Source organism: Streptomyces sp. NPDC018610 (assembly GCF_044391765.1).
Taxonomy (GTDB): Bacteria; Actinomycetota; Actinomycetes; order Streptomycetales; family Streptomycetaceae; genus Streptomyces.
This window is the reverse complement of the sequence record NZ_JBISAL010000007.1, coordinates 424,489-449,675: the sequence shown is the minus strand read 5'-3', so window position 1 is coordinate 449,675 and position 25,187 is coordinate 424,489. Positions and strand designations below refer to the sequence as shown.

Here is a 25,187-nt window from a genome sequence, read left to right as displayed (position 1 = left end):
AGCGGATCGTGCGGGCGGGCGGGGCGGCGGCCTCTCCCGCCCCTGAAGCGGTGCCGACGGACCGCGCCGGCCGGCCGGTCCAGCTTGTGCCGCCGGGCCGCCCCTGCGCCACCGCCGCGCGCGAACATGGGACGCCGGGACGCCGTCACCGCCTGTGACCTGCGGGAACGGCGTCCTTCCGGGACGTGGTACGGGACGTGCGGTCCCGTGGCGCGGTCAGTGGTCCAGGGCGAGGTCCAGGCTGGCCTGCCAGTACGTCACCGTCAGGCTGTCGTCGACGTAGACGCCCTTGGCGGGCAGCGCGACCGTGGCGATCGAACCGTCGTCGAACGGGACCGTCAGGGTGTGGACGGTGTGGCCGTGCGCCGCGCTGCCGTCGCCGGCCGACAGGAGGACACCCGCGTAGCCGGACTCGCCCGGCGCCAGCCCGGTGAGGGACTGCGGCTTGGTGTCCTCCGCGACCGGCGGCACCGCCTGCGCCTCGCCGAACCGAGCCATCGGGTACGGGGGCAGCATGCACGTCTTCGAACCGGTGTTGGTGGCGGTCAGCAGCAGGTGGTTGAGCGGCCGGGACACCACCGTCGCCCTGATCCGGACCGACTTCGCGCCGCACTTGCCGGGCAGGCCGGAGGACCGGCCGGCGGCCTGGGAGCCGCCGCTGCCGCCCGTTGCCGCTCCGGTGCCGCCGGTGGAGCCGTTGCCGCCGCTCCGGGAGCCGGTGGACGCGGCCGAGCCCTGCGAGCCGGTCGAGCCGGTCGTCGCGGTCGAGCCCTTCGAACCGGTGGTGTCGGCGGTGCCGCCCGTGGTCCGTGCGGCGGAGCCGGTGCCGTCCTGCGCCGACGTGGTGCCGGAGGACTGCCCGCCCTGCGCGGCGACCGGGGAGGAGGAGCCGGCGCCGATCGCGTCCGTGCCGTTGCAGGCGGTCAGCGACAGGGCGGCGAGCGAGAGCGCGGTGGCCGCGAAGAGGCGGGTGCGGGTGGTGCGGGCGGTGCGGCTGCGGGTGGTGCGAGCGGACATGGGAGCCCCCGATTCGATGTGCGGTGGTGTGCCGCTCGACCGGTTGCCGGGAGCGGCGTGCTTGATGGACCACAGCTTGTGGGAGGATCCGTTCCAGGGGCCAGCGGCGCCGGGACATGCGGGACGCCGGAATGCCGGAAGCGGCTCTGACCTGCGGAGACGGCATCCTCCTGGAACGCTTTCCGGGGATGCGGGGAGGACGGGGAACGGTGTCGGGCGACGACTTCGCACAGCTGCTGGGGGAGCTCAAGGAGCGGTCGGGGCTCAGCTACGGCGCGCTGGGCAAGCGCCTGCACATGAGCGCGTCGACGGTGCACCGGTACGTCAACGGGGACGTCGTGCCGACGGAGTTCGCCCCCGTCGAGCGACTGGCCCGCATCTGCCGGGCGACCCCCGACGAACTCCTCGAACTGCACCGCCGCTGGATCCGGGCGGACGCGCTGCGGGGGACGAAGGCCGCGGGCGGCGGGGCCGCGGCGGGAGGACGCCCCGGGACCGAGCCGGCGCCCGAGCCTCGGCAGGCGCCCGAACCCGCGTCCGAGCCGGAAGCCGAACCCGAAGCCGCATCCGTGACCGAGTCCGCGTCCGACGCGCGGCCCCCGTCGGACTCGGGGCCCGAGCCCGGGGTACGGCCCGAGCCGGTGGGCGAGTCCCGCCCGTCGTCCGCGGCCGAGGCGGAACGCAACCGCGGGGCCGCGTCCGAGGCGGAACGCAACCCCGGGGCCGCGTCCGAGGCGGAGCGGGGCCGCGAGGCCGGACCCGGGTCCGGGCGCGAATCCGCCGCCCGCCCCGAGCCCGCCCGCACTCCTGTCCCGGCCCCGTCCCCGGCCCCCGCGGTCCGGGCCGCTTCCCCGGTCGGGTCCCCGGCCGCCTCCCGGCCCGGCGGGGCCGCCCGCAGGCGGTCCGCCGCGCTGCTCGCCGGCGCCGGGGTCGTCGCGGTCGCCGCGGCCACGGTGCTCGTCGTGAACCTGGTGCCGGGGCACTCCGACGGCGCCGGCACCGTCCAGCGCGCCGCCGAGACCGGCTCCGCCGCCGCGCCCGTACCGCACGCCGACCGGTCGCCCGGTCCGACGGCGAGCACGTCACCGTCCCTGTCCCCGTCGCCGTCCTCGTCCCCGTCCCGGACGCCCACCGTCACGCCGAGCCGCACCGCCTCCCTGGGGGGCGCCGGGGTCACCGGGTCCTCCGGCGGCGCGGACGCGGCCGGTTCGGGTCCGGCAATCACGGTCGCCACCACCCCGTACTACTGGGACGTGCCCTGCGAGCAGAGCTTCCTGGTCGACCGCAGCCCGCAGAACGTGCCGACGCCGCCTCCCCAGCAGAACGTGGTCGGCTGGAGCACGGCGCTCGGCGCGGTCGCCGCCGACCACCAGATGCTCGCGCTGACCGTGCAGGGCACCGGCGCCAAGACGGTCGTGCTGCAGGCCCTGCACGTACGCGTGGTGCGCAGTGACGCGCCGCTGACCTGGAACAAGTACGCGATGGGCGTCGGCTGCGGCGGCGGTGTGGACACCAAGTCCTTCGACGTGCAGCTCGATCTGACCAACCCCCTGGTCCAACCGATCGGCGGGCAGCGGAACTTCCCGTACAAGGTGAGCGAGTCCGACCCCGAGGTCTTCTACGTCGACGGGCACACCAGCGGGCACGACGTCAGCTGGTACCTGGAGCTGGACTGGTCGAGCGGCGACCGGCACGGCACCGTGCGCGTCGACGACCACGGCAAGCCGTTCCGCACCAGCGGTTCCCACAAGGCGTACTACGCCTATCCGCTGGGCGGCAAGGACTGGGAGCCGGTCTCCGGGGAGTGAACGGGCCCGGTCCCGAGCGCTTCTCCAGCGGGGCTGCGGGCGGGGTCGGGCAGCCTGGGGGCGAGGGCGGCCACCGGGGCGGCGCCTCGAAGGGAGAATCCATGTCTCAGCCCGTCGGGACCCTGCGGCACCAGGTCAGCGGGGACCTCTACGCCGAGGTGCAGACCTTCTACGCGCTGCAGATGCGGCGGGTGGACTCCCTCGACATCGAGGGCTTCGCGGACACCTTCACCGACGACGGGGAGGTGGTGCACGCCGGAGGACAGCGGCAGCGCGGTCGCGCCGAGATGATCGCGGGCATGCGCGCGAACCTGCCGCGCTACAAGGACATCGCCGTACGGCACTGGTTCGGCCACCTGCTGATCGAGCCCGACCCGTCCGACGCCGACCTGGTGCGGGTGTCGTACTACACGCTGGTCACCCAGACCGACCGCGAGGGCAAGGTGAACTTCCAGCCCACCTTCACCGTCGAGGACGAACTCGTGCGTCGCGACGGCCGGTTGCTGACCCGCTCGCGAGTCATCCACCGCGACGCGCCCGCCGGCGCCTGAAGCCTTCGGCGCACACCGCGGCAGGGAGGGGCCCCGCTTCCGCGGGGCCCCTCCCTGCTGGTGGCGGCGTCTCAGGCGTGGCAGGGCGGCAGGCCGCCGTGGTACTGCGCCATCTCCTGGAACGGGACCATGATGTCCATCCGGGCGCCCGGCGCCAGACCGTCCAGCTCCGCGTACACCCGGTGCAGATTGGCCACCAGCCGTTCCGGGTCGATGAGGCCGGCGTAGCGGCCGGGGCCCGAGCGGCGGGCGGCCTCCATCGGGGTCAGCCCCTCGCGGACGCCCTCCTCGGCGAGCCGCTGGAGCCACAGCAGGTACTCCTCGGTCGCGTCGAGCAGCTCCGTACCGCCCACCGGGCCGTGGCCCGGCACCACCGTCCGCGGGCCGAGCGCGCGCATCCGCGCGATCGCCCGCAGCGAACCGGCGACCGTGCCGAACAGCACGAACGGCGTCACCCCGGACCACACGACGTCGCCGGTGAACAGCACCGAACGCTCCGGCACCCAGGCCACCACGTCGTTCGCGGTGTGGGCCGGCCCGACGTGCAGCAGCTCCACCCGCACGTCACCGGCGCGCAGGGTCAGCGACTCGGTGAAGGTGAGCGTCGGCAGGACCAGTGGCGTCTCGCCCCAGTGCACGTCCGGCCACAGCTGCCGTACCGACAGGCCCGCCTCCTCGGCGTCGGCCCGGGCGCCCTCGTGCGCGACGACCGTGGCGCGCGGCGTGAACTGCCCGTTGCCGAAGGTGTGGTCGCCGTGGAAGTGGGTGTTGACCACGTAGTCGGCCCCGCCCGGAGCGACCCGGTCCACCTCCGCGCGCAGCCGGCGGGCCCGGCTCTCGGTCGCCGCCGTGTCGACCACGACCGTCAGGTCCCGGCCGACCACCACGCCCGCGTTGTTCAGGCACCAGCCGCCGTCCGGCTGGACGAACGCGTACACGCCGTCCGCCACCCGCTCCAGCGTGCCCTGCCCGCCGGCGGCCCCGCGGACCTCCTGCTGTGCCGTCGTGCTCACGCCGCCGCCTCCGTACCGGTCGCGGGCAGCCGGCCGAAGCGGCCCTGGTGGAAGACGAGCGGGTCCGGGCCGGCCGCGCCGCCCGACAGGGCCACCACCCGGCCGATCAGCAGGGTGTGGTCGCCCGCGGTGTGCTCGGCGTCCAGGACGCACTCGAAACAGGCCTCCGCCGCCGGCAGCACCGCGTTGCCGGTGACTCCCTCGACGGCCGACAGGCGCAGCATCGCGGCCTCCCCCTCCGAGCGGTCCGGCCGGCAGAACTCCTGCGCCAGGTCCCGCTGGGCCTCCGCGAGCACGTTCACCGCGAAGCTCCCGGAGCGGGAGATGCGCGGACGCATCCGGCCGTCGGCCTTGACGGACACCAGGAGGAGCAGGGGGGCCAGGGACACCGAGGTCAGGCTGTTCAGGGTCATCACGATGGTCTGTTCGGCGCTGCCCTGCGTCAGCAGGGCGACACCGGTGGGGAACCGGCCCATCGCGGACCGGAACGCGGCCACGTCGGGTTCGGTGAGCACTGCGCCTGCAGCTGTCATGTCCGGGCTCCGTCTCTTCGTGTGCGCGAGTGGGTTGTGCTCAGTAGTTGCCGAGTCCGCCGCAGACGTTGAGCGCCTGCGCGGTGATCGACGCGGCGATGTCGGAGGCCAGATAGCCCACCAGGCCCGCGACCTCCTCCGGCGTGCTGTAACGGCCCAGCGGGATCTTGGCGTTGAACTTCTCCTGGATCGCCTGCTCGCTGACGCCGTAGTGGCCGGCGTATCCCTGGCGGACCCGCTGCGCCATCGGCGTCTCGACGTAGCCGGGGCAGACGGCGTTGACGGTGATGCCGGTCTTGGCGAGCTCCTTGCCCACCGCCTTGGTGAAGCCGACCACCCCGTGCTTGGAGGCCGAGTAGGGCGCGGCCAGCTCCACGCCCTGCTTGCCGCCCGTGGAGGCGATGTTGATGATCCGGCCCCAGTCGCCCTCGCGCATCCGGCCGGTGCTCAGCACCTCGCGGGTCACCCGGAAGGTGCCGTTGAGGTTGGTCTCGATCACGTCGTCCCACACGGCGTCGTCGAGTTCGGCGGTGACCCCGCCGCCGCCGCGGCCCGCGTTGTTCACGAGGATGTCGATGCGCCCGTACCGGTCCACGGCCGCCCGTACGGCGGCGCGGATCGAGTCGACCGAGGTGACGTCGCAGACCGCGCCGTCCACCTCCAGGCCCTCCTCCCGCAGCCGCTTCACCACGGTGCGCACGGTCTCCTCGCCGCGCGCCACACCGAAGACGGCGACGCCCCCGCGGGCCAGCAGTTCGGTCACCGCGAGCCCGATGCCGCTGGTGGCGCCGGTGACGAACGCCACCCGTCGTACCGCGTCTGTCATGGTGCTCTCCCGTTCGGTCGTCGTGCGTGCCGGCGATTCACGACGACCGTGACGGCGCGGCCTCGGTCCCGGATCGACGTGGGGTGGAGCGGTGCTCGGGCACGGCCCTCCAGCCGTACTCGACAAGGGGACGAGCGCACTCGGCCAGCGTGGCGGCGTTCCCCGCGGGATCCGGGGCCGGCCGCGTCCGGGAGCCGGGGCCCGCCGGGACGCCCGGCATCGGGGAACCACCCCCCGGAGAAACCGGAGACACCCGGCGACAGCGAGCGAGGAGGCCCCGTGCCCGAACAACCGCAGAACCTGCCCGACGTACGGAAGTCGGTGACCGTGGCGGCCACCCCCGAGCAGTGCTTCGCCGTCTTCACCGAGCGGCCCAAGGACTGGTGGCCCCCCTCCCACGTGCTGGTGAAGAAGGAACGGGCCGGCCTCGCCTTCGAGCCGGGCGTGGGCGGCCGCTACTACGAGTGGGACGTGGACGGCGAGGAGAAGACCTGGGGGCGGGTGCTGGAGTGGGAGCCGGGCCGCCGGCTCGCCATGACCTGGCGCATCGACCCCAACTGGCAGTCCATCGACGACGACGAGCGGGCCAGTGAGATCGAGGTCGACTTCGAGCCGGTCGACGAGCGGCACACCCGTGTGCACCTCGCCCATGTGAAGCTGGACCGGCACGGCGAGGGCGCCGAGCGGATCTTCAAGGCGCTGGACGGGCCGAGCCCGGGGGAGACCCTGGAGCTGTTCGCCCGCGCGATCGCGAAGGGGAGCCGGGCATGACCGTCACCAGCGTCGGCCGCCCCTCGGCGGACACGGACACCGGCGGCGCACTGGCGTCGGCGGCGGAGAAGGTGCGCGAGCTGGCCGCCCGGCACGCCGCCGACGCCGACGCCGCGCGCGCCCTGACCCCCGAGGTGGTCGGCGCCCTGCGCGAGGCCGGCTTCGCCCGGCACTTCGTGGCCGCCCGGTGGGGCGGCGCCGAGGGCACCTTCGCCGAACTGACCGACGCCGTCGTCACGGTGGGCGAGGGCTGCGCGGCGGCGGCGTGGTGCGCCTCGCTGTGCGCCTACTCGGCGCGGTTCGCCGCGCACCTGCCCGAGCGGGGCCACGCCGAACTGTGGGCCGAGAGCCCCGACACGGTCGTCGCCACCGCCCTGATGCCGGCCGGCCGCGCCCGGCGCGCGGACGGCGGCTGGCGGCTGACCGGCCGCTGGGCGTACGTCAGCGGCATCGACTTCGCCCAGTGGGTCCTGGTGTGCGCGGTGGTGGAGGGCACGGGCGACGGCGACGGTCCTCCGCGCGCGCGGTTCTTCGCGCTGCCGCGCGGCCGCTACACGGTGCGCGAGACGTGGGACAGCGTCGGCATGCGGGCCACCGGCAGCCACACGGTGGTGATCGAGGACGCGCTCGTCCCCGACCACCTGTCCTTCGACCGCACCGACATGCTCACCGGCCGCAACGGGACCTCCGTCCTGGACGCCCACAACGTGCCGTTCCAGGCGGTGGGCGGGCTCACCTTCATCGCCCCGGTCGTCGGCGCCGCCCGCGGGGCGCTGGCCGCCACCGCCGCCGGGCTGACCGGCAGGCGGCGCGGCCAGAGCGGCGAGCTGAAGGTGGTCCGCGCCTCCGGCCGGATCGACTCCGCCCGCCATCTGGTGGCGCAGAACGCACGGGTGCTCGACACCCGGGAGTTCACCCCCGAGGCCATGGCGCGCAACGAGCGCAACGCCACGTTCTCCGCCGAGCTGCTGCAGGAGGCCCTGGCGCTGCTCGTCGGCGCGGCCGGCACCGGAGGGCTCGGGGAGGGCGGCGCGCTGCAGCGCTTCTGGCGGGACGTCACCGCCGCGACGAGCCATGTCGCACTCCAGTACGACACCGCCGCCCGCAAGAACTACGGGGCGGTGCTGCTCGGCCCCGAGGGCTGAGGGGCGCCCGGGGCGGCGCAGGGGCCCGGTCCGGGGCGGCGGAGGTCTGAGCGCGCCGGAAGCGGGAAGCGGGAAGCGGGGAGGAGGCGCCGGGACCACGGGACGGTCCCGGAGCCCCTCCCCGCGGCCGTGTCCGGCCCCCTCCCCGCGGCCGTGTCCGGCCCCTGCCCCGCGGCCGTGTCCGGCCCCTGCCCCCGCCGTTCTCCGGCCGCCCCCTGACGTGCGGGGCCCGAGGTCTCCCGTCCGGATCGGACCCCGCGCGCCGGGCGGGCCCCAGGGGCTCTCGTCCGGATCAGGCCGGGCCGGGGCGGGGCGCGGTGCCAGGGACCGCGAGCCCGGCGTGATCCAGGCGAGAGGCCCCAGGTCGAGGGCGGGGCGAGCGGGCCTCCATCGGGCCTTCCTACGGTGAGGCGTGACCGTAGTGCCCCAAGCGGAGGTGTCAACGTGACTGCCCCTCAGACGGCTGCCCCTCAGGCGGAGACGGACGTCTTCCCGTTCGCCGGCTCGTCCTATCGCTGCCCGGCCGCGCAGTACGCACGGCTGCGCGCCGAACAGCCCGTGGTGAAGGTGCCGACCGCGGGCGGTGTGGACGCCTGGCTGGTCACCCGGTACGACGACGTGCGCCGGCTGTCCGCCGACCCCCGGCTCAGCCGGGCCCTGGCCTGCGGCCCGCACGCCCCCCGGATCGGCGGGACGATGCACACCACCCCCGAGATGATCATCTCGCTGGACTCGCCCGAGCACTCCCGGCTGCGCAAGCTGGTCGCGGGCGCCTTCACCCTGCGCCGCGTGGAGCGGATGCGCGCGAACGTGCAGAAGGTCACGGACGAACTGCTCGACGACATGCTGGCCAAGGGCGGCACCGTCGACCTCGTCCAGCAGCTCGCGCTGCCGCTGCCCCTCACCGTGATCGGCGAACTGCTGGGCGTGCCCTCGCAGGACCTGCGTACGTTCGAGAAGTGGGCCCGGGCCTTCGCCACCGTCGACGACCGTGCGGGCGGCGAGGCCTCCCTGGAGGGCCTGGCCAAGCTGAGCGAGTACATCGTGGGGCTGATCGCCGACAAGCGGAAGAACCCCACCGACGACATGCTCTCCGAGCTGATCGCGGCCCGCGACAACGACGACCGGCTCAGTGAACCGGAGCTGGTCACCTTCGGGTTCACGCTGATCGGCGCCGGCTTCGACACCACGGCCAACCAGCTCGCCAACTCGGTGCTCGCCCTGCTGGCGGACGGCCGCGACCAGTGGCGGTGGCTGGTGGAGGACAGCGGGCGCATCCCCACGGCGGTCGAGGAACTGCTGCGGCACGTCAACCTGTTCGCCACCGACACCTCCGGGTTCCCGCGGATCGCGGCGGAGGACATCGAGGTCGGCGGGGTGACCATCCCCAAGGGGGACCCGGTGCTGCTGGTGCTGGCCTCCGCCAACCGCGACGAGAGCGTCTTCCCCGACGCCGACCGCCTGGACCTGGCGCGTACGCCCAACCCGCACATCTCCTTCGGGCACGGCGTCCACTACTGCCTGGGCAAGCACCTGGGACGGATGGAGATGGAGATCGCCATCGAGGGCCTGACCCGCCGCTTTCCCGGCCTGCGGCTGGCCGTCGAGGAGAGCGGACTGCCCTGGCACGTCGGCGAGATCAACCACACGCTCACCAGCCTCCCGGTCGTCTGGGACGACTGAGCGCCCGGCGCCCCGGCCGCGGCGGCGCCACCACAAAAGACAGCTGGTCCCGGCCCCTGGGAGGGGGCCGGGACCAGCTGTCGTCGTAGCGCCGCCGCGACCGCGCGGACGTCCGCCGCGGCCCGCTCAGCCGCCGTTCGCGACCGGGCCCATGACCGCGAACCGGGCGCCCTGGTCGTCGGCGACCAGCGCCGAGCGGCCGAACGGGCTGTCCGAGGGCTCACGGCTCACGCTGCCGCCCAGCTCGCGCACCTTCGCCACGGTGAGGTCGGTGTCCTCGACGGAGAAGTACACCAGCGCGTGCGCGGGGACCTCGACCGGGATGAACGGGCCCATCTGCAGACGGCCGGCGACCGGCTGCTGGGCGCCGGGCAGGAACCACAGCTTGAAGTCGAACTCGGTGCCCTCGGAGATCTGCTGCCCGGTGAAACCGAACACCGACTCGTAGAACGGGTCGACGGCGTCCTTGTCCCGGGTGTAGATCTCCGGCCAGAAGAAGGAGCCGGGGGCGCCCTGCGCCTCGAAACCGGTCCGGGTGCCGGGCTGCCAGGCGCCGAAGGAAGCGCCGCCCGGGTCGGTCGCCACCAGCAGGGTGCCCGCGTCGGCGACGGCGGACGGGCCCGCGGTGACCTTGCCGCCGGCCTCGCCGATCCGGCGGCTGAGCGCCTCGGCGTCGGGGGTGGCGAAGTACAGGTTCCAGCCGGCCGGGTCGCCGCCCTCGGCGGGGGCGAGCGCGGCGACGTTCTTGCCGTCCTTCAGGGCCGGCGTGTAGTGGCCGGACTCGGCGGCGCCGGCCTCGAAGGTCCAGCCGAACAGCTCGCCGTAGAAGCGCTTGCCGGCTTCCAGGTCGGGCACGGTCAGGTCCACCCAGCAGGGGGCTCCGGCGTCGAAAGCGGTCATGAGGTGGCCTCTCCAGGTCGTGTCGGGGTGACTGAGGGATCGTCACGGACCCGTGGACCGTATCGGCGCGCTCTCGAGAACCGGACGAGCGGCGCCCGCGTCCGGCTGGGGAAGCCGGACGCGGGCGCGCGGGACAGGGGACCTCTCGTGCTCTCGTGCGCGGAGCGGGCCGGGTCAGGGGGCCGAGTAGGAGACCCTGACGGCGGTGCTGCTCACGTTGATCGGTCCCTCCGGCGCGCCGCCGGGCGTGGTGATCGTGAAGGCGTAGGCCTTGGTCGAGAAGTGCTTGCCGACGATGCGGCCCATGTGCACGGCCTGGACGCTGCCCAGGTAGGCGCCGTCGGCGCGGCCCGGGTGGGTGACGTAGAACGCGAACGTGCCGTCGCTCTTCTCGTTCCAGAAGCCGTGCGCCTCGTACTGCGGCCGGCCGTCGGTGTCGGGCGGGCCCTCGGCGCTGAGCTGGTGGTCGGCGTGGAAGACGAAGCGGGGCGTGGTGCTCGTGGAGCCACCGTCGGGGGTGACGATGGTGACGGTGAGGTCCCACACGCCCTCCAGTGACGGGTGGGCGCTGTGGTGGCCGGCGTGCTGCGGCGCGGCGGTGGCGCTGGTCACGCCGGCCGTGCCGATCGCGGCGATGAGCAGCAGCCAGACGCCGAGCATGCGCGCGGTCAGCGTCCTTCTGGTGCGGCCGGCGCGCTGCGCCGGGGCCGCCTGTGACTCAGGCATGGACGGACACCTTCTCCTTCTTCTCGGTGATCGGCGTGATCGGTTTCTCGTGGACCGGCTTGTCGTGGACGGGCTTGTCGACGGCCGCTTTCTCGGTGGCCGGCTCGTCGGTGGCCGGCTTCTCGCCGGCCGACGCGGTGCGCGCGCGGGACGCGCACGCCTTGAAGTCGAACTCCGGCCGCCGGGCCTCCCGCGGGGACAGCGGGGCCCCCGTGGCGAGCAGCCGGCGGGCGATGGCGTGGTCGGCCGGGCGGCCGACCGACTCCACCGCGGCGAGTCTGCCGCGGTGGAAGCAGAGGACGGAGAACCGGCCGGTCGCCGGGTCGCCGTGCAGGACCGTCTCGTCGTGCCCGGCGGACAGACCGGCGATCTGCAGCCGCACGGGCCCCTGCTCGGACCAGAACCAGGGGACGGCGGTGTACGGGACCGGCTCGCCGGTGAGGGCGGCGGCCACGCAGCGGGCCTGGTCGCAGGCGTTCTGCACCGACTCCAGGCGCAGGTGCCGGCCGGCCGAGGCGCTGGGGAAGCGGGCGCAGTCGCCGACCGCGTACACGTCCGGGTCGTCGGTGCGCAGGTGCCGGTCGACGACGATCCCGTCCCCCACCAACAGTCCCGCCGCGGCGGCGAGTTCGGTGTTGGGCAGGACGCCCACGCCGATGACGACGAGGTCCGCGGGGATGCGCTCGGCGACGTCCAGCTCGACGACGCGCACCCGGCCGGAGGCGTCGCCGTGCAGGGACGTCACCTCCCGGCCCAGCAGGACGCGCGCGCCGCCCTGCCGCAGCCGCTCCACGAGCCAGTCGGACATCACCGGGGTCAGGGCCCGGCGCAGCGCCTTCGGCTGGGCCTCGACGACGGTGACGTCGTGCCCCAGCTTCCGCGCGGTCGCCGCGAGTTCCAGTCCGATGAAGCCGGCGCCCACCACCACCAGTTGCAGCGGCGGCCCGCTCAGCCGCCGGCGCGCCTCCTCGGCGTCGGCGAGGGTGCGCAGCGACAGCACCCCGGACAGGGAGGCGGCGCCGGGCACGGGCAGGGTCCGGGGGCGGGCGCCGGTCGCCAGCACCAGTCGGCCGTAGCGCAGCGAGAGTCCCGACGCCAGCCGGAGGGTGTGGCGGTCCCGGTCGATCGCCGAGACCCGGTCGCCGGTCACCAGGTCGATGTCCTGGGCGGTGAAGAACGACCGCGGACGCAGTTCGAGCTCGTCGGCCGCGGTGGTTCCGGCCAGGAACCCCTTGGACAGCGGCGGGCGTTCGTAGGGCACGGCGGGCTCGTCGCCGACCAGCGTGATCCGGCCGTCGAAGCCGCGGCCGCGCAGCGCCGCCGCGGTCTCCAGACCGGCCTGGCCCGCGCCGACGACCACCACGCCACGGGCCGGCATCAGCTCTGCGCCCGGGGCAGGTGGACGACCAGGCCGTCGATCGCGTCGGACACCGGCAGCTGGCAGCTGAGCCGGCTGTGCTCGGTGCGCTCGCAGGCGGTGCCGTACAGCACGTCGTCCTCGACGCTGTCCATCTCCGGCAGCGGGAGGGTGTTGGCCGCGTCCACATAGACGTGGCAGGTGCCGCACTGGGCGGAACCGCCGCACTGCGCCTCGATGCCGTCGACGTTGTTGAGCTTCGCACCGCGCATGACCGTGTTGGGCGCCTCGACGTCGACGACCGTGACGGTGCCGTTGGGATGCGTGTAGGTGATTTTGGCCATGGCGCTCTCCTCGTGGGTGTCCGGCCGGCCGTGCGGAGATACGGGACGGAACTGTGCCCACGGCTCCTGGGACGCCGGTGGAGAAGTCCTGGACAGTGGCGGAATCCGTGCGTCCCGACCGGCCCGGCGCCGTGATCGGGTCCGGGACGGTTCCAGGCTGTCTCTAGGCGGTGCCGAGACGCTGAACCCCTGACGAGAGCGGAGGTTCGCAGTGGTCAACGAGTTCTCCACCCAGCGGCCGCAGTGGTCGCCCGCCCCGCACGACGGGCGGCTCGAGTACGCGACGGTCGAGGTGCCCCGCGACTACGCCGATCCCGGGGGCGAACGGATCACGATCGCCCTCAGCCGCCGCCGCGCCACCGACCCGGCACGGCGGCGCGGGGTGCTGCTGGCCGTCAACGGCGGCCCCGGCGGCGACTGGGGATTCGGCCGGGCGCTGCCCGACAAGTACGCCGGCACCCCCCTGCACGAGGTGTACGACCTGATCGGCTTCGACCCGCGCGGCACCGGCGAGTCGACACGGCTGTACGCCGACGTCACCGTGCCCCGGGCGCCCTTCGACTCCCGCCCGCCGGACAGCGCCTTCGAGACCATCGCCGAGGACATGCGCCTGCGGGAGCTGGGCTGCGCCCGGGCGGGCGGTGAGCTGCGCCCGCACATCAGCACCCGCAACACGGCCCGCGACATGGACACGATCCGGGCCGTCCTCGGCGAGGAACGGATCAGCTTCGTCGGGTACGCGTACGGCGCCTACGTGGGCGCCGTCTACGGCAGCATGTTCCCCGACCGCCTGGACCGCAGCGTCCTGGACTCCTGCGTGCACCCCGGCTGGACCTGGCGCGAGCAGTTCCTGTGGCAGGGCGACGCGGCGCAGCGCAACGTCGACCGGTGGGCGGCGTGGATGGGCGAACGGCACGGGCACTTCGGGCTCGGGTCCGGCGCCGAGCAGGTGCTCGACGGCGTGGAGCACCTGGTGGCCCGGCTGGAGGGGCTGCCGGACGGGACGCGGCTGCGGACGCTGCTCGACGGAGCCGTCGGCAGCCGTTCCGCCGACCGCGGCCAGTGGGCCCAACTGGGGACGCTGATCGGCGCGCTGCGCGCGGCGGCGGAGGCCGGCGACGCGGACGCCTGCCAAGGTCTCCTCGTCCAGCAGGGGACCTGGCGCCCCGAGGACAGCGAGGGCGCCCAGCGCGTCGGCGTCCTGGAGGCCATCACGCTGGAGCACGCCTGGCCCGCCGACCTGGAGGTCTACTACCAGGACATGCGCGACTTCCGTAAGCGGTTCCCCTACGGCTACGGCGTGCTGCGCGCCCAGCCGTGGGTGGGCGCCTTCCGCACCTTCGAGGCCCCCGAGGCGCCCACGGTCGTCGAGCGCGCCGGCTACCCGGTCGGCCTGATCGTCCAGGCCGACGGCGATCCGATGGACCACTACGCCGGCGGGGTCGCCATGGCCGAACGCCTGGGCCACCACCTGGTGACCGTGGAGGACTCCGGCGAGCACGAGGTGTACGTCCTCGGCGGCAACCCGCACGTCGACGCGCTGGTGCACCGCTACCTGGTCGACGGCGAACTGCCGCCGCCCCGGGTCTCCTGCCCCGCCCGCACCCCCCGCCCGGACATCCCGGCGGACCCCGCCTGAACGAGAGCGACCCCTACGGCCGGTGGCCCGGTACCGCGAGGTGCCGGGCCACCGGCCGTGGTGCCGGGCCTGGGTCACCAGGTGATCGGGAGCTCCCACAGGCCGTAGATGACGGCGCCTTCCTTGCGGGGGATCTCCAGGAAGGGCTTGGCCAGGCGCAGGGTCGGGATGCGCTGGAAGAGCTTGCTCCAGACGATCTCCAGCTCCAGCCGGGCCAGGTCGGCGCCGATGCAGTGGTGGACGCCGTGGCCGAAGCCGAGGTGCTTGCGGCTGCCGCGGGTGATGTCCAGCTTCTCCGGCTCCGGGAAGACCTCCGGGTCGCGGTTGGCGGCCAGCCCCAGGCACAGGATGCCGTCGCCCTGGCGGATGACCTGACCGCCGATCTCGATGTCCTCCAGCGCCACCCGGGGCACGGCCGTGTCGCCGATGGTCGCGAACCGGACCAGTTCCTCCACGGCCGGCCTGACCAACGACGGGTCGCCGAGCAGCAGTTCGAGCTGGTCGGGGTTCTCCAGCAGGCAGGCGGTGCCCAGCGAGATCTGGCTGGCGGTGGTCTCGTGGCCGCCGTTCATCAGCAGCCGCACCATGTTGAACAGGTCCCGGTCGGTGTATTCCTCGCCGGAGGCCTCGTAGTCGGCCATGGCCCTGCTCAGCAGGTCCTCGCCCGGCTCGGCCTTCTTCAGCTGGATGAGCTCGCTGATGTAGGCGTTCACCTCGACGATGGCCGCCTGCCGCTCCTCGGTGGTGCTGTGACCGCCGAGGAGGGCGGTGCCGTGCTTGATGAAGAAGTCGTGCTGGTCCTGCGGGATGCCCAGCAGCTCGCAGATCACCGTCATCGGCACGGCCAGCGAGAACTCCCGGTGGAAGTCCGCCGGCGGCGTCAGGCGCAGCAGCTTGTCCAGGTGGTCGTCGACGATCTCCTCGATGCGCGGGCGCAGCCGCTGCACCTGCCGGTTGGTGAAGGTGAGGGCGGCCTTGCGGCGGGTGCCGCTGTGCGCCTTGCCGTCGTAGCCGATGAAGGAGGTCTCGGTGCGGTACTCCGGCGGCGCGACGAAGTAGAAGGGGAAGTTGGCGTGCTTGCGGGAGGCGCTGACCCGGGGATCGGTGAGCAGCTGCTTGATCGTCTGATAACCGGTGACCGTCCATATCCGCAGGCCGGATCCTTCCAGCGTGACCTGGGAGACGTCCTTCTCGATCATCTCGGCGTACTGCCGGGGCGGTGTGAAGGGGCACTGCCGCTTGTACGGGAAGGTCATGGTCTCCGTCTGCTCGGCGGCGCCCGGTTCGGTGGCACTGGTGGTCACGGTGAGTCCTTCCGGTTCGTGACGGTCGGTGGGGTGCGGACAGGGCCTGGGGCCCGAGGCCTTGCCTTGGGGCAGGCCCTACTTGCCGGCGACGTCCATGCCGCCGTCGACGGTGAGGATCTGGCCGGTGACCAGGGCGGAAGCGGGCTCCGCGAGCCGGGTGATCCAGGTGGCGATCTCCTCGGGCAGCGCCACCCGGCCGAGCGGGACGGAGTGGGCCACGCCGGCGAACAGGCCCTCGACCTGCTCCTCGGACAGGCCGTTGGCGGCGTACGCCTCGGTGCGGACGAAGCCGGGCGCGACCGCGTTGACGCGGATGCCGCGCGGGGCCAGTTCGGCGGCCCAGCTGCGGGTGAAGCTGTGCACGGCGGCCTTGCTCGCCGAGTACAGGGAGCTCTCCGGGCCCGGGTTGTGGCCGCCGCGGCTGGAGACGAGGACGAGCGTGCCGCCGGGGGAGCGCAGCAGCGGCAGCAGCCGGCGGGTCAGCAGGACCGGCCCGAGCACGTTGGTCTCCAGCACCTCGCGGGCGGTCGCCGGGTCCAGGCCGGTCAGCGGGGTGAAGCGGAACACCCCGGCGTTGTGCACGAGGACGTCCAGGGTGCCGCCGTGTCCCTCCACCGCCTCGGCGACGGCGTCCGCGCCCGTCTCGGTGGTCACGTCGGCGGTCACCGGGACGATCGCCGGGTGCAGCTCGGCGACCTCCGCGAGCCGTTCCTTGCGGCGGCCGGTGACGATCACCGCGCTCGCCCCGAGGGCGGCGAAGGCCAGGGCGGAGGCCCGGCCGATGCCGGTGCCCCCTCCGGTGACGACGACGGTGCGTTCGGCGAATGGCTTGTCCGACATGGCAGTTCCCTCTCTTGGCCGGTGGCCGGCAGACGGACGGATCCGGCCGTGGTGGCCAGTACACCGGGCCCGGCTGGTGCCCCGGTCGAGTCGCCGGGGAGCAGCCGGTGGGGAGGGGCACTAGGAGTCGAAGCGGACGCCCGCCGGGGTGTGGCCGGGGGCGGCGAAGGCCAGCAGCCGCGTGCCCTCTTCGGTGAGCTCCCGGCGGTGCGCCCGGCCCACCGGGGCGAACGGCTCCAGGACGAGGGCCGCCTCGCCCCCTTGGCGTTCCAGCCGCCACAGCCCCCGTACGAAACCGTCCACGAGGAACACGGACTTCACCAGGCCGTTGCGGGTCAGGACGTGGGTGCGCTGCTCGGCGGTCAGGATCCGGGAGCGGTCGGCGTGCGCGAGCAGGATGTTGTCGAACTCCGGCAGGAAGCGCACCGGCGCGGGGGCGGCGGAGTCCGGGCGCGGCGCGTCCGGCAGGTCGTGCAGGACGGCGCCCCTCTCGTCGCGGAAGGCGCACAGCCGCGGGCCGAGCCGCCGCACCACCGCGTTCAGCCCGGTCATCCCCGACCACGTCTGGATGTCCTTGACGGTGGCCGGGCCGAACGCGGCGAGGTAGCGCAGGACCAGGTCGTCGGCCGCGTCGTCGGCCTTTGGCGGACGCCCCAGCCAGGCGTCGGCGGTCGTGTGCACGGCCTGGCCGGACCGCCCCCACAGGCCGCGCGGCGGCGTCTGCACCAGCGGCACCAGGGCGCGTACGGCGTTGGCGAGGGCGAAGGGGTCCCGGTCGGGCCAGTGCTCGGCCAGCCCGGTGCCGAGGCCGCCCAGGGTGAGCGGCTCCTTCTCCACCAGGGCCCGGCCGCGTGCCGTCACCTCGGCGAGGTCGAGGCCGGCCAGTTTGCGGCCGAAGGTGCTGTTCAGGGAGCGGGCCAGGGACCCGTGCAGCACCGGGCGCAGCCGCAGGCAGTCCCGCGCGGTGACCAGGTGCAGCGTCGAACGCATCATCACCAGCCGTACCGCCGCCCGCTTCTCGAGCAGCCCGGACAGGTCGTCCGGCCGGAAGCCCGCCAGCCGCGTCCACAGCCCTGTGTACGGCGGCTCGGGCGCCTGGGCCTGCATGCCGACCAGGTGCTCCAGGGCGTCGGCGGCGCCCATGGGCGAGCGCTCCAGCAGCAACTGGCGGTCCAGCAAGGCCCGGTTGAGCGCCACGCGGTCCAGCACCCCGCCGTCGTGTGTGGTCATCGTCGGTCCCCTCCTCGCGACGTGCACGCGGCGGCCCGTCCCGGAACGGTCCGGGACGGGCCGCCGCCCGCATCGGGATTGCGTCCTTCAGCTCAGCCTGACGAGCACGGTCCCGCTGTAGCGGCGTTCCAGCAGGGCGATGAACGCGTCCGGGAGCGCGGGCACCCCGCCCTCGACGACAGTGTGCGGGAAGACGATGCGGTCCTCGCCCAGCCAGGCGCCGAACCGGTCGTTCCAGTTCTCGATCTGGTCGGGGGTGTGCAGGGTGGCGAAGCCGCGCAGGGTCAGGTCCTTGGTGATGACCTGCATGAGCGGCAGCCGGGGCGTGCCGCCCTCGCCGGTGCCGTGCTGGCCGGCCAGCGCGCCGCACAGCGCGAACCGCGCGCCGCGCGAGGCCACCTGCACGGCGGCCTCGAACTGCTCGCCGCCGACGTTGTCGAAGACCACGTCGACGCCGTCGGGGGCCAGTTCGGCGAGCTGTTCGGCCGCCGGGCCGTCGTGGTGGTCGAAGGCCGCGTCGAAGCCCAGCTCGTCGACGAGGAAGCCGATCTTCTCCTTGGAGCCGGTGCTGCCGATGACCCGCTCGGCGCCCCGCAGCCGGGCGATCTGGCCGGCCAGCGCGCCGACGCCGTTGGTGGCGCCGGAGACGAACACGACGTCGCCTTCCCCCACCTGCGCGGTGTCCACCATGCCGTGCCAGGCCGTGGGGCCCTGGGAGAGGAAGTACTCCGGTCCGGGCAGCAGCGCGCGGTCGCGGCGGAAGAACTCGTGGGCGTCGCCGACGGCGTACTCGCGCCACCCGGAGAAGTGCTCGACCAGATCGCCGACGGCCAGCAGGGGGCTGCGGGAGGCGACGACCGTGCCGACCGTGCGGCCCCACATGGCCACCCCCGGCTGGAACACCGGGATGGGCAGCTTGGTGTCCGGGTTCATCTGGTCGCGCGCCACCGAGCCGAGGGTCATCCAGTCGTTGCGTACGACGACCTGGCCCTCGCCGGGCTCCGGCAGGGCCGACTCGCCGAGTTCGAAGTGGTCGAGGGTGACCTCGCCACGGGGATAGGAGGCCAGCCGGACCTCACGGCTGGTGGCCGGCAACTGGTCGGCGGTCATGCGGTGCTCCTTGTCGGACGGGCGGGTGGGGTGATCGGGCGCGGGGGGTGCGGGGCTCATGGACGCGGGGCCGGATGCGCGGGGGCCGGGGAGGGCGCGGCGTACCGGTGGTGCGGGAGTGGCCTGCCGGCGTACGGGGGGTCAGGCGGGCGGGCCCAGGCGGACCGGCAGGGCCAGCAGGTTGTGGTTGACGTCCCCGGCCCGCCGGCGCAGCTCCCCCTCCGGCACGGCGAGGGCGGCCTCGGGGAACCGCCGGGTCAGCTCCGCCAGGGCCACGGACAGCTCCAGCCGGGCCAGGGGCGCGCCCAGGCAGCGGTGGATGCCGTGGCCGAAGGCCAGGTGCGGGTTGTCGGCGCGGCGGAAGTCGGTGCGGCCGGCGTCGGGGAAGACGTCCTCGTCGCGGTTGGCGGAGGAGAAGGCGACGAACACCGCGTCCCCGGCGGGGATGACGACACCGCCCACGGTGACGTCCTCGGTGGCGATCCTCGGCAGGCCGGAGGTGTCGTTGCCGTTGAGGTTCACGGTGCGCAGCAGCTCCTCGACCGCGGCCGGGATCTCCTCGGGGTGGCCGCCCAGGCGGCGCCACACGTCGCGGTGGCCGGCGAGCAGGGTGGCCACCACATTGCCGAGCTGCCCGGCGGAGGAGTCGAAGCCGGCGCCCAGGAGGGTGAACCCCAGACCGACCAGCTCGTCGAAGCCGAGGCGGTCCTCCCCGAGGCGGGCGGCGGCCAGCGCGGCCAGCACGTCGTCGCCGCCGGTCCCGTCCGCGTCCTGGCCGGCCTGTCGCCGCGCGACCAGCCCGGCGATGTACGCGCCCAGCTTCTCCCCGCCCTCGGCGGCCCGCTCCGGCGGCCCCGACACGTCGGCGAACTGCCGTACCCAGACGTGGAAGCGGTCGCGGTCGGCCTCGGGCACGCCCAGCAGTTCGCAGATCACGGTCATGGCGAGCGGGGCCGCGAAGCCGGCCACCAGGTCGACGGCGGCGTCCTCGCCCTCCTTCGCCAGGCCGTCCAGCAGCCGCCCGGTCAGCTCCCCCACGCGCGGCCGCATCGCGGCGATCCGGTCCGCGGAGAAGGCCTGTTCGGCCAGGGCGCGCAGCCGGGTGTGGTCGGGCGGGTCCAGCGAGATGATCATTCCGGGCGGGGCCTGGAACAGTCCGCTGAAGCGGGGCGCGTCGGGCGCGTAGGCGGCGGCCCGGCTGAAGCGCGGGTCGTCGAGGACGGCCCGGATGTCCGCGTGCCGGGTGACCAGCCAGGCGTGGCCGCCGCCGGTCCACTCGACGCGGACGACCGGGCGCTCGGCCCGCAGCCGTGCGAACAGCGGGGCGGGGCCCCGGTGGCTGGAGCCGGGGAACGGGAAGGCGGGCAGGTCCGTGACCGTGGTCGGTGTGTGCCGCGTCATGACGGTGTCCTTTGGTCCGGTCAGCGCAGCGCGCGGAAGAAGGAGCGCAGTTCGTCGACGAGCAGGCCGGGCTGCTCCAGCGCCGGGAAGTGGCCGCCCCTGTCGTGGTCGGTCCACCGGCGCAGGTCGGAGAACCGGTGCTCGCACCAGGCCCGCGGCATCCGGGCGTCCTTGGGGAAGACCGAGCAGGCCGTCGGCACCGCCACCGGGGCCAGGGCCATCTTGTTGTGGCTCTCCCAGTAGATGCGGGCCGAGGAGGCCCCCGTCCCGGCCAGCCAGGCCAGGGTCACCACGTCCAGGAGGCGGTCGCGGGGAACCACCTTCTCCAGGTCGCCGTCGTGGTCGCTCCACGCCCAGTACTTCTCGGCGATCCACGCGAGCTGGCCGACGGGGGAGTCGGTGAGGGCGTAGCCGAGCGTCTGGGGGCGGGTGGCCTGGATCGCGGAGTAGCCGCCCTCGTTCTGCTGGAACTCCTTCAGCCCGGCCAGCCCGGCCAGATCGCGGGCGTCCAGCTCGACCTGCTCCTGCGGGGGCCTGGCGAACGGCATGGCCACGTGGATGCCGAGCAGATGGGCGGCGTCCAGGGCGCCGAGCTCGCCGGTGAGGAAGGAGCCCCAGTCGACGCCGTGGGCGGCGTAGCGGTCGTAGCCGAGGCGCGCCATCAGCCGCGCCCAGGCGGCGGCGGTGCGCTCCACGGTCCATCCGGTGCCGGCGGGCTTGTCGCTGAACGCGTAGCCGGGCAGCGAGGGCGCCACGACGTGGAAGGCGTCCTCGGGGTCCGGCGGGTTCGTCAGCGGCTCGACGAGGTCGAGGAACTCGACGACGGAGCCGGGCCAGCCGTGGCTGAGCAGCAGCGGGACGGCCCGCGGGTGCGGGGAGCGCACGTGCAGGAAGTGGACGCCGAGACCGTCGATCACGGTCCGGTACTGCGGCAGCGCGTTGAGCCGGGCCTCGGTGGCACGCCAGTCGTAGCCGTCCTTCCAGTGGGCGGCCAGGTCGCGCAGGTACGCCAGCGGGACGCCCTGGGACCAGTCGTCGACCGTCTCCCGCTCCGGCCACCGGGTGCGCGCCAGCCGGTCGCGGAGGTCGGTGAGGTCCGACTCGGGAAACTCGACGCGGAAGGGCGTGAGTGCCGTGTCCATGCGGGGTTCCTCTCGGGCTGCCGAAGGCTTCGTGCCCCGGCACGCTAGGGGGCGCCCCTAGAGCGGGGGTCGACCGGCGACGGGCCTCGGCCGCACCGTTGGGCACGCGCGGTCCACATCGCCGGGCACGCGCGGTCCGCGTCTTCGGGCACATGTGGCCCGCGCCGCCGGGCACGCGCGGTCCGCGCCTCCGGCGTGCTCCGGTGCCGCGCCTCCCGGACGTGCGCGGCTTCCCCGGCGGCTTCTCCGGCGTCGGCGCCCCGCCGCCTCGCCCAGGGCGGCCCACCACCGCGGCACCCGGCGGGAGCCGCCTTCGTCCCGTCCGGCGGTCCACCGCCAGGCCGCCCGGCCACCCCCACCGCCCCGCCCGAGGCGCCCCCCCCCGCCGAGTCGGGCGCGAGCGGGGCGCGAGTGGGCGGGGGCAGCGTGCCCGGGCCGGTCGGGCGGGACGAGACGAGGAGGGCGGGATGGCAACGGAACCCGGGACGGGGCCGCTGCGGGGACTGCGGGTCGTGGAGCTCGCGGCGATCGGGCCCGCCCCCTTCGCCGGAATGGTCCTCGCCGACCTCGGCGCGGACGTGCTGCGCGTGGAACGCGCCGACGGCCGACGCTCCTTCGCCGACTGGCACCGGGTCCTGGACCGGGGCCGCCGTACCACCTCCCTGCACCTCAAGGACCCGGCGGGCGTCGCGGAGCTGCTGCGCCTCGCGGACGACGCGGACGTCCTGGTCGAGGGCTTCCGGCCCGGTGTCGCCGAGCGGCTCGGCATCGGCCCCGAGGCGTGCCTGGAGCGCAACCCCGCCCTGGTGTACGCCCGGATGACCGGCTGGGGCCAGGACGGACCGCTCGCCCGCACCCCCGGCCACGACATCAACTACCTCGCGCTGACCGGCGCGTTGCACGCCGTCGGCGAGGCCGGCGGCCCGCCGGTGCCGCCGGTCAACCTGCTCGGCGACTTCGGCGGCGGCGCCATGTTCCTCGTCGCCGGCGTCCTGGCCGCGCTCTACGAGCGGCAGCGCTCGGGCCGCGGGCAGGTGGTCGACGCCGCGATCGTCGACGGCGCCGGCGCGCTGCTCGGCATGCTGACCGGCATGGCGGCCGCCGGGCACTGGCGCCACGAACGGGGGGCGAACCTGCTGGACGGCGGCGCCCCCTTCTACACCTGCTACGCCTGCGAGGACGGCCGCTACGTCGCGGTGGGCGCCCTGGAGGACCGCTTCTACGCGGCCCTGCTGGCCGGCCTCGAACTGGACGGGCGGCGCCTGCCGGACCGTACCGACCCCGCCAACTGGCCCGAGCTGCGCCGCCGTTTCGCCGATCGCTTCCTCGGCCGCGACCGGGACGGCTGGGCCCGCCACTTCGAGGGCACCGAGGCGTGCGTGACCCCGGTCCTCACCGTCGAGGAGGCCCCGCGCCACCCCCACCACGTGGCCCGCGGCAGCGGCCCGGCCACGGCCGCTCCCCGCTTCAGCCGCACTCCAGCAGCGCTCCACCGGCCGCCGTCATGCTGCTGAACCGATGCTTCCGCGGCCTTCGGCCGTGACACCGGTTACCGACCGCCGGACACCCCCCGAGTATCAGAGAGGTACACCATCATGGCTATTGAGTCCCAGCAGGCCCCGTCCGTCGAGACGGAGGTGGAAAAGAAGGCGCAGGGCGCGGACCTGTCGGCCGAGGAGGCGGTGCATCTCGACCCCAAGCGCTGGGCGGCACTGCTCGTGCTGCTCGTGTCCGCGTTCATGGATCTGCTGGACGGGACGATCGCCAACGTGGCGGCGCCCTCGATGCAGCGCGAGCTGGGCGCGGGGTACTCGGCCATTCAGTGGGTGCTGGTGGGCTATCAGCTCGCGTTCGCCCTGATGCTGATCCTCGGCGGTCGCCTCGGCGACATCTACGGCCGCAAGAGGATGTTCCTCGTCGGCGTCGGCGGCTTCACGCTGGCCTCGCTCGCGGCCGGCGTGTCGCAGGAGCCGTGGCAGCTGGTGGCGGCCCGGGTCGTGCAGGGCGCGTTCTCCGGCGTGATGGTCCCGCAGGTGCTGTCCATCATCCACGTGACGTTCTCCGACAAGGAGCGGGGCACCGCGTTCGCCCTGCACGGCCTGGTCGGCGGACTCGCGGCCACCCTGGGCCTGGCGCTGGGCGGCCTGATGGTCGAGTGGAACCTGTTCGGCCTGGACTGGCGGCTGATCTTCCTCGTCAACGTGCCGGTCGGCCTGCTCGGTCTGGCCTACGGCGGCAAGGTCATCCGGGAGTCCAAGGCGCCGCACGCGCTGCGCCTGGACACCATCGGCGTGGTGCTCGCCACGGTCGGCCTGGTCATGCTGGTCTACCCGCTGCTCCAGGGCCGCGAGTTGGGCTGGCCGCTGTGGGGCTACGTCTCCATGATCGCCGCCGCGCCGGTCCTCATCGGCTTCGTGCTGTGGCAGAAGGCCAAGGCGCGCAACGACGGCTCGCCGCTCGTGGAGCTGAGCCTGTTCCGCATCCGGAGCTTCTCCTCCGGCCTCGCCGTGAACATGATCTTCTACACCGGCATGGGCATGTTCACCATCGGGTGGACGCTCTACATGCAGGTCGGCCAGGGCTGGTCCCCGATGCGGGCCGGCCTCACCAGCCTCCCGTTCTGCGTCGGCGCCTTCCTCACCGCCACGTCCTCGGTGATGATCCTGGTGCCCAAGTTCGGCCGCAAGGCCATGCAGGCCGGCGCTGTGGTCCTCGTCGTCGGCCTGGCCAGCTACATCTGGGTGGCGGGCGCGAAGGGCGCCGAGGTGACCTCCTGGCACATCGCCGCGCCGCTGTTCCTGGTGGGTCTCGGCTTCGGCACGGTGGCCACGCCGCTGCCGCTGATCGTGACCTCCGAGGTCCCGCACAAGGACGCCGGTTCCGCCTCCGGCCTGGTCAACACCAACACCCAGCTCGGCTTCGCCATCGGCGGCGCCCTGGTCAGCGTCGTCTTCTTCGGCGGGCTGGTCGCCAACACCGGCTCCGCCGTGGACGACCAGCTGCCGCAGCTGCGCAAGGACCTGGTGGCCGTCGCCCAGCTCACCCCGGGCGAGGCGAGCACCACGGCGAAGGCGTACCGCGACTGCGCCACCGACCGGTCCGGCCAGAAGGACCTCCAGGTGACCCCCGCGAGCTGCACCGTGGCCCCGCTGCGGGACGCCAAGGTCGCCTCGGTGCTGTCGAAGTACGAGACCGAGGTGCGCGGGGACTCCTTCGCGGACAGCTTCCAGACCCTGATGGAGGTGTTCGTCGGCATCACGGTGGTGGTGTTCGCCCTGATGTTCGCCATCCCGCGCAAGCTGCGCGACGAGGCGCAGGGGCAGGCCGAGGGCACCCCGGCCGAGGTGTCCTGACCGGCACCCCACCCGTCCGCCGGCGCGGCGGGACCGGACGGCTCCGGCCGCCCGGCCCCGCCGCGCACCGGCGTTCCGCGGCCCGGCAACGGGCCCGGCCGTCGGGCGTCCCGGCCGTCCGGTGTCCCGGCCGTCGGGCGTCCCGGCCGTCGGGCGTCCCGGCCGTCGGGCGTCCCGGCCGTCCGGTGTCCCGGCCGTCCGGTGTCCCGGACTCCGGCCGTCTCCGTCTCCGGCCGTCTCGGACGGGGGCCGGACGGACGCCGGACGGACGCCGGAGGGAACGGCGACACCCCGGGGGCCGGGTGGTCGCCCGACGGCCCTCGCTCCCCTGCACACCCCCCACACACCCGACCCCGCACCTCCACCCCCACCTCGCCCCCCACGCCCGCACCCCCCTGCACATCCCCCGTTCCACCCCCGTTCGAGGAGTTCTCCGGACCCGCGCCGGACCGTAGGGGCAGCAGGAATGTTCGAGAAACGCCGCGATCCGA

Annotated in this window: 22 protein-coding genes; 8 read left to right on the top strand and 14 right to left on the bottom strand. The window is 74.3% G+C overall.

From position 1 onward, the window contains the following. Positions 1 to 216 precede the first annotated feature (216 nt). Positions 217 to 1,017 (bottom strand): DUF4232 domain-containing protein, encoded by an 801-nt coding sequence (locus tag ACH5A8_RS20630; protein WP_399003883.1) that lies wholly within the window; start codon positions 1,015 to 1,017, stop codon positions 217 to 219. Between the two features lie 209 nt (positions 1,018 to 1,226). Here ACH5A8_RS20630 and ACH5A8_RS20625 point away from each other — a divergent pair, with 209 nt between their 5' ends. Together ACH5A8_RS20625 and ACH5A8_RS20620 are read left to right on the top strand one after the other, a co-directional pair. Continuing rightward, positions 1,227 to 2,825, top strand: a complete 1,599-nt coding sequence (locus tag ACH5A8_RS20625) for a helix-turn-helix domain-containing protein (RefSeq protein ID WP_399003881.1) — start codon at positions 1,227 to 1,229, stop codon at positions 2,823 to 2,825. A 101-nt stretch (positions 2,826 to 2,926) separates the two neighbouring features. Beyond that, positions 2,927 to 3,376, top strand: a complete 450-nt coding sequence (locus tag ACH5A8_RS20620; protein ID WP_399003879.1) for a nuclear transport factor 2 family protein — start codon at positions 2,927 to 2,929, stop codon at positions 3,374 to 3,376. A 71-nt stretch (positions 3,377 to 3,447) separates the two neighbouring features. Here ACH5A8_RS20620 and ACH5A8_RS20615 read toward each other — a convergent pair whose 3' ends face one another. Genes ACH5A8_RS20615 through ACH5A8_RS20605 form a run of 3 tightly spaced genes read right to left on the bottom strand, consistent with a single transcriptional unit; the run spans position 3,448 to position 5,748 of the window. After that, a complete protein-coding gene (locus ACH5A8_RS20615; RefSeq protein WP_399003877.1) occupies positions 3,448 to 4,389 on the bottom strand; it encodes an MBL fold metallo-hydrolase in 942 nt (313 codons plus the stop codon). Next, entirely contained in the window at positions 4,386 to 4,922 is a 537-nt protein-coding gene (locus ACH5A8_RS20610) for a flavin reductase family protein (protein WP_399003875.1), read from the bottom strand. The genes ACH5A8_RS20615 and ACH5A8_RS20610 overlap by 4 nt, the downstream gene beginning before the upstream one ends. 40 nt (positions 4,923 to 4,962) lie before the next feature. Beyond that, positions 4,963 to 5,748 (bottom strand): SDR family NAD(P)-dependent oxidoreductase, encoded by a 786-nt coding sequence (locus ACH5A8_RS20605; protein ID WP_399003873.1) that lies wholly within the window; start codon positions 5,746 to 5,748, stop codon positions 4,963 to 4,965. 279 nt (positions 5,749 to 6,027) lie between these two features. Here ACH5A8_RS20605 and ACH5A8_RS20600 point away from each other — a divergent pair, with 279 nt between their 5' ends. The 3 genes from ACH5A8_RS20600 (at position 6,028) to ACH5A8_RS20590 (ending at position 9,347) form a co-directional block, all read left to right on the top strand. Then, the gene (locus ACH5A8_RS20600; protein WP_399003872.1) at positions 6,028 to 6,519 is read left to right on the top strand and encodes an SRPBCC family protein; all 492 of its coding nucleotides are present in this window, start codon (positions 6,028 to 6,030) and stop codon (positions 6,517 to 6,519) included. Beyond that, the gene (locus ACH5A8_RS20595; protein ID WP_399003870.1) at positions 6,516 to 7,664 is read left to right on the top strand and encodes a hydrolase; all 1,149 of its coding nucleotides are present in this window, start codon (positions 6,516 to 6,518) and stop codon (positions 7,662 to 7,664) included. The genes ACH5A8_RS20600 and ACH5A8_RS20595 overlap by 4 nt, the downstream gene beginning before the upstream one ends. 444 nt (positions 7,665 to 8,108) lie before the next feature. Next, positions 8,109 to 9,347, top strand: a complete 1,239-nt coding sequence (locus tag ACH5A8_RS20590) for a cytochrome P450 (RefSeq protein WP_399003868.1) — start codon at positions 8,109 to 8,111, stop codon at positions 9,345 to 9,347. A 126-nt stretch (positions 9,348 to 9,473) separates the two neighbouring features. Here ACH5A8_RS20590 and ACH5A8_RS20585 read toward each other — a convergent pair whose 3' ends face one another. The 4 genes from ACH5A8_RS20585 to ACH5A8_RS20570 form a co-directional block, all read right to left on the bottom strand. Continuing rightward, positions 9,474 to 10,247, bottom strand: coding sequence for a VOC family protein (locus ACH5A8_RS20585; RefSeq protein ID WP_399003866.1), 774 nt, complete (start codon positions 10,245 to 10,247; stop codon positions 9,474 to 9,476). A gap of 174 nt (positions 10,248 to 10,421) precedes the next feature. After that, positions 10,422 to 10,973, bottom strand: coding sequence for a hypothetical protein (locus ACH5A8_RS20580; protein WP_399003864.1), 552 nt, complete (start codon positions 10,971 to 10,973; stop codon positions 10,422 to 10,424). Continuing rightward, entirely contained in the window at positions 10,966 to 12,351 is a 1,386-nt protein-coding gene (locus tag ACH5A8_RS20575; RefSeq protein WP_399003862.1) for an FAD-dependent oxidoreductase, read from the bottom strand. Before ACH5A8_RS20575 ends, ACH5A8_RS20580 begins: the two co-directional genes overlap by 8 nt. Further along, positions 12,351 to 12,674: a 2Fe-2S iron-sulfur cluster-binding protein gene (locus ACH5A8_RS20570; RefSeq protein WP_399003860.1), complete on the bottom strand. Its 324-nt coding sequence runs from the start codon at positions 12,672 to 12,674 to the stop codon at positions 12,351 to 12,353. The genes ACH5A8_RS20575 and ACH5A8_RS20570 overlap by 1 nt, the downstream gene beginning before the upstream one ends. A gap of 211 nt (positions 12,675 to 12,885) precedes the next feature. Between ACH5A8_RS20570 and ACH5A8_RS20565 the strand changes: the two genes are divergently transcribed. Further along, on the top strand, positions 12,886 to 14,313 hold the full coding sequence (locus tag ACH5A8_RS20565) for an alpha/beta fold hydrolase (RefSeq protein ID WP_399003858.1): 1,428 nt from the start codon (positions 12,886 to 12,888) through the stop codon (positions 14,311 to 14,313). Positions 14,314 to 14,387: 74 nt separating this feature from the next. Here ACH5A8_RS20565 and ACH5A8_RS20560 read toward each other — a convergent pair whose 3' ends face one another. The 6 genes from ACH5A8_RS20560 to ACH5A8_RS20535 all read right to left on the bottom strand — a co-directional run bounded on the left by ACH5A8_RS20560 (position 14,388) and on the right by ACH5A8_RS20535 (position 21,343). Beyond that, positions 14,388 to 15,617, bottom strand: coding sequence for a cytochrome P450 (locus ACH5A8_RS20560; protein WP_399003856.1), 1,230 nt, complete (start codon positions 15,615 to 15,617; stop codon positions 14,388 to 14,390). 78 nt (positions 15,618 to 15,695) lie between these two features. Further along, on the bottom strand, positions 15,696 to 16,460 hold the full coding sequence (locus ACH5A8_RS20555) for an SDR family NAD(P)-dependent oxidoreductase (protein ID WP_399003854.1): 765 nt from the start codon (positions 16,458 to 16,460) through the stop codon (positions 15,696 to 15,698). Positions 16,461 to 16,580: 120 nt separating this feature from the next. Next, a complete protein-coding gene (locus ACH5A8_RS20550; RefSeq protein WP_399003852.1) occupies positions 16,581 to 17,690 on the bottom strand; it encodes a winged helix DNA-binding domain-containing protein in 1,110 nt (369 codons plus the stop codon). Between the two features lie 87 nt (positions 17,691 to 17,777). Beyond that, a complete protein-coding gene (locus ACH5A8_RS20545; protein WP_399003850.1) occupies positions 17,778 to 18,800 on the bottom strand; it encodes a zinc-binding dehydrogenase in 1,023 nt (340 codons plus the stop codon). A 141-nt stretch (positions 18,801 to 18,941) separates the two neighbouring features. After that, positions 18,942 to 20,201, bottom strand: a complete 1,260-nt coding sequence (locus tag ACH5A8_RS20540; RefSeq protein WP_399003848.1) for a cytochrome P450 — start codon at positions 20,199 to 20,201, stop codon at positions 18,942 to 18,944. Positions 20,202 to 20,221: 20 nt separating this feature from the next. Beyond that, positions 20,222 to 21,343, bottom strand: coding sequence for an epoxide hydrolase family protein (locus ACH5A8_RS20535; protein ID WP_399003846.1), 1,122 nt, complete (start codon positions 21,341 to 21,343; stop codon positions 20,222 to 20,224). Between the two features lie 467 nt (positions 21,344 to 21,810). Here ACH5A8_RS20535 and ACH5A8_RS20530 point away from each other — a divergent pair, with 467 nt between their 5' ends. Continuing rightward, positions 21,811 to 22,857: a CaiB/BaiF CoA transferase family protein gene (locus tag ACH5A8_RS20530; RefSeq protein ID WP_399003844.1), complete on the top strand. Its 1,047-nt coding sequence runs from the start codon at positions 21,811 to 21,813 to the stop codon at positions 22,855 to 22,857. A gap of 81 nt (positions 22,858 to 22,938) precedes the next feature. Beyond that, on the top strand, positions 22,939 to 24,696 hold the full coding sequence (locus tag ACH5A8_RS20525) for an MFS transporter (protein WP_399003842.1): 1,758 nt from the start codon (positions 22,939 to 22,941) through the stop codon (positions 24,694 to 24,696). Positions 24,697 to 25,187: the final 491 nt, after the last annotated feature.

Excerpts from the sequence above, each read along its gene's own strand:
- ACH5A8_RS20535 (WP_399003846.1), bottom strand. The coding sequence starts at position 21,343 with ATGGACACGGCACTCACGCCCTTCCGCGTCGAGTTTCCCGAGTCGGAC.
- ACH5A8_RS20610 (WP_399003875.1), bottom strand. The coding sequence starts at position 4,922 with ATGACAGCTGCAGGCGCAGTGCTCACCGAACCCGACGTGGCCGCGTTC.
- ACH5A8_RS20530 (WP_399003844.1), top strand. The coding sequence starts at position 21,811 with ATGGCAACGGAACCCGGGACGGGGCCGCTGCGGGGACTGCGGGTCGTG.
- ACH5A8_RS20525 (WP_399003842.1), top strand. The coding sequence starts at position 22,939 with ATGGCTATTGAGTCCCAGCAGGCCCCGTCCGTCGAGACGGAGGTGGAA.
- ACH5A8_RS20540 (WP_399003848.1), bottom strand. The coding sequence starts at position 20,201 with ATGACGCGGCACACACCGACCACGGTCACGGACCTGCCCGCCTTCCCG.
- ACH5A8_RS20605 (WP_399003873.1), bottom strand. The coding sequence starts at position 5,748 with ATGACAGACGCGGTACGACGGGTGGCGTTCGTCACCGGCGCCACCAGC.
- ACH5A8_RS20620 (WP_399003879.1), top strand. The coding sequence starts at position 2,927 with ATGTCTCAGCCCGTCGGGACCCTGCGGCACCAGGTCAGCGGGGACCTC.
- ACH5A8_RS20550 (WP_399003852.1), bottom strand. The coding sequence starts at position 17,690 with ATGACCACACACGACGGCGGGGTGCTGGACCGCGTGGCGCTCAACCGG.
- ACH5A8_RS20570 (WP_399003860.1), bottom strand. The coding sequence starts at position 12,674 with ATGGCCAAAATCACCTACACGCATCCCAACGGCACCGTCACGGTCGTC.
- ACH5A8_RS20555 (WP_399003854.1), bottom strand. The coding sequence starts at position 16,460 with ATGTCGGACAAGCCATTCGCCGAACGCACCGTCGTCGTCACCGGAGGG.
- ACH5A8_RS20595 (WP_399003870.1), top strand. The coding sequence starts at position 6,516 with ATGACCGTCACCAGCGTCGGCCGCCCCTCGGCGGACACGGACACCGGC.
- ACH5A8_RS20580 (WP_399003864.1), bottom strand. The coding sequence starts at position 10,973 with ATGCCTGAGTCACAGGCGGCCCCGGCGCAGCGCGCCGGCCGCACCAGA.
- ACH5A8_RS20545 (WP_399003850.1), bottom strand. The coding sequence starts at position 18,800 with ATGACCGCCGACCAGTTGCCGGCCACCAGCCGTGAGGTCCGGCTGGCC.
- ACH5A8_RS20630 (WP_399003883.1), bottom strand. The coding sequence starts at position 1,017 with ATGTCCGCTCGCACCACCCGCAGCCGCACCGCCCGCACCACCCGCACC.
- ACH5A8_RS20585 (WP_399003866.1), bottom strand. The coding sequence starts at position 10,247 with ATGACCGCTTTCGACGCCGGAGCCCCCTGCTGGGTGGACCTGACCGTG.
- ACH5A8_RS20575 (WP_399003862.1), bottom strand. The coding sequence starts at position 12,351 with ATGCCGGCCCGTGGCGTGGTGGTCGTCGGCGCGGGCCAGGCCGGTCTG.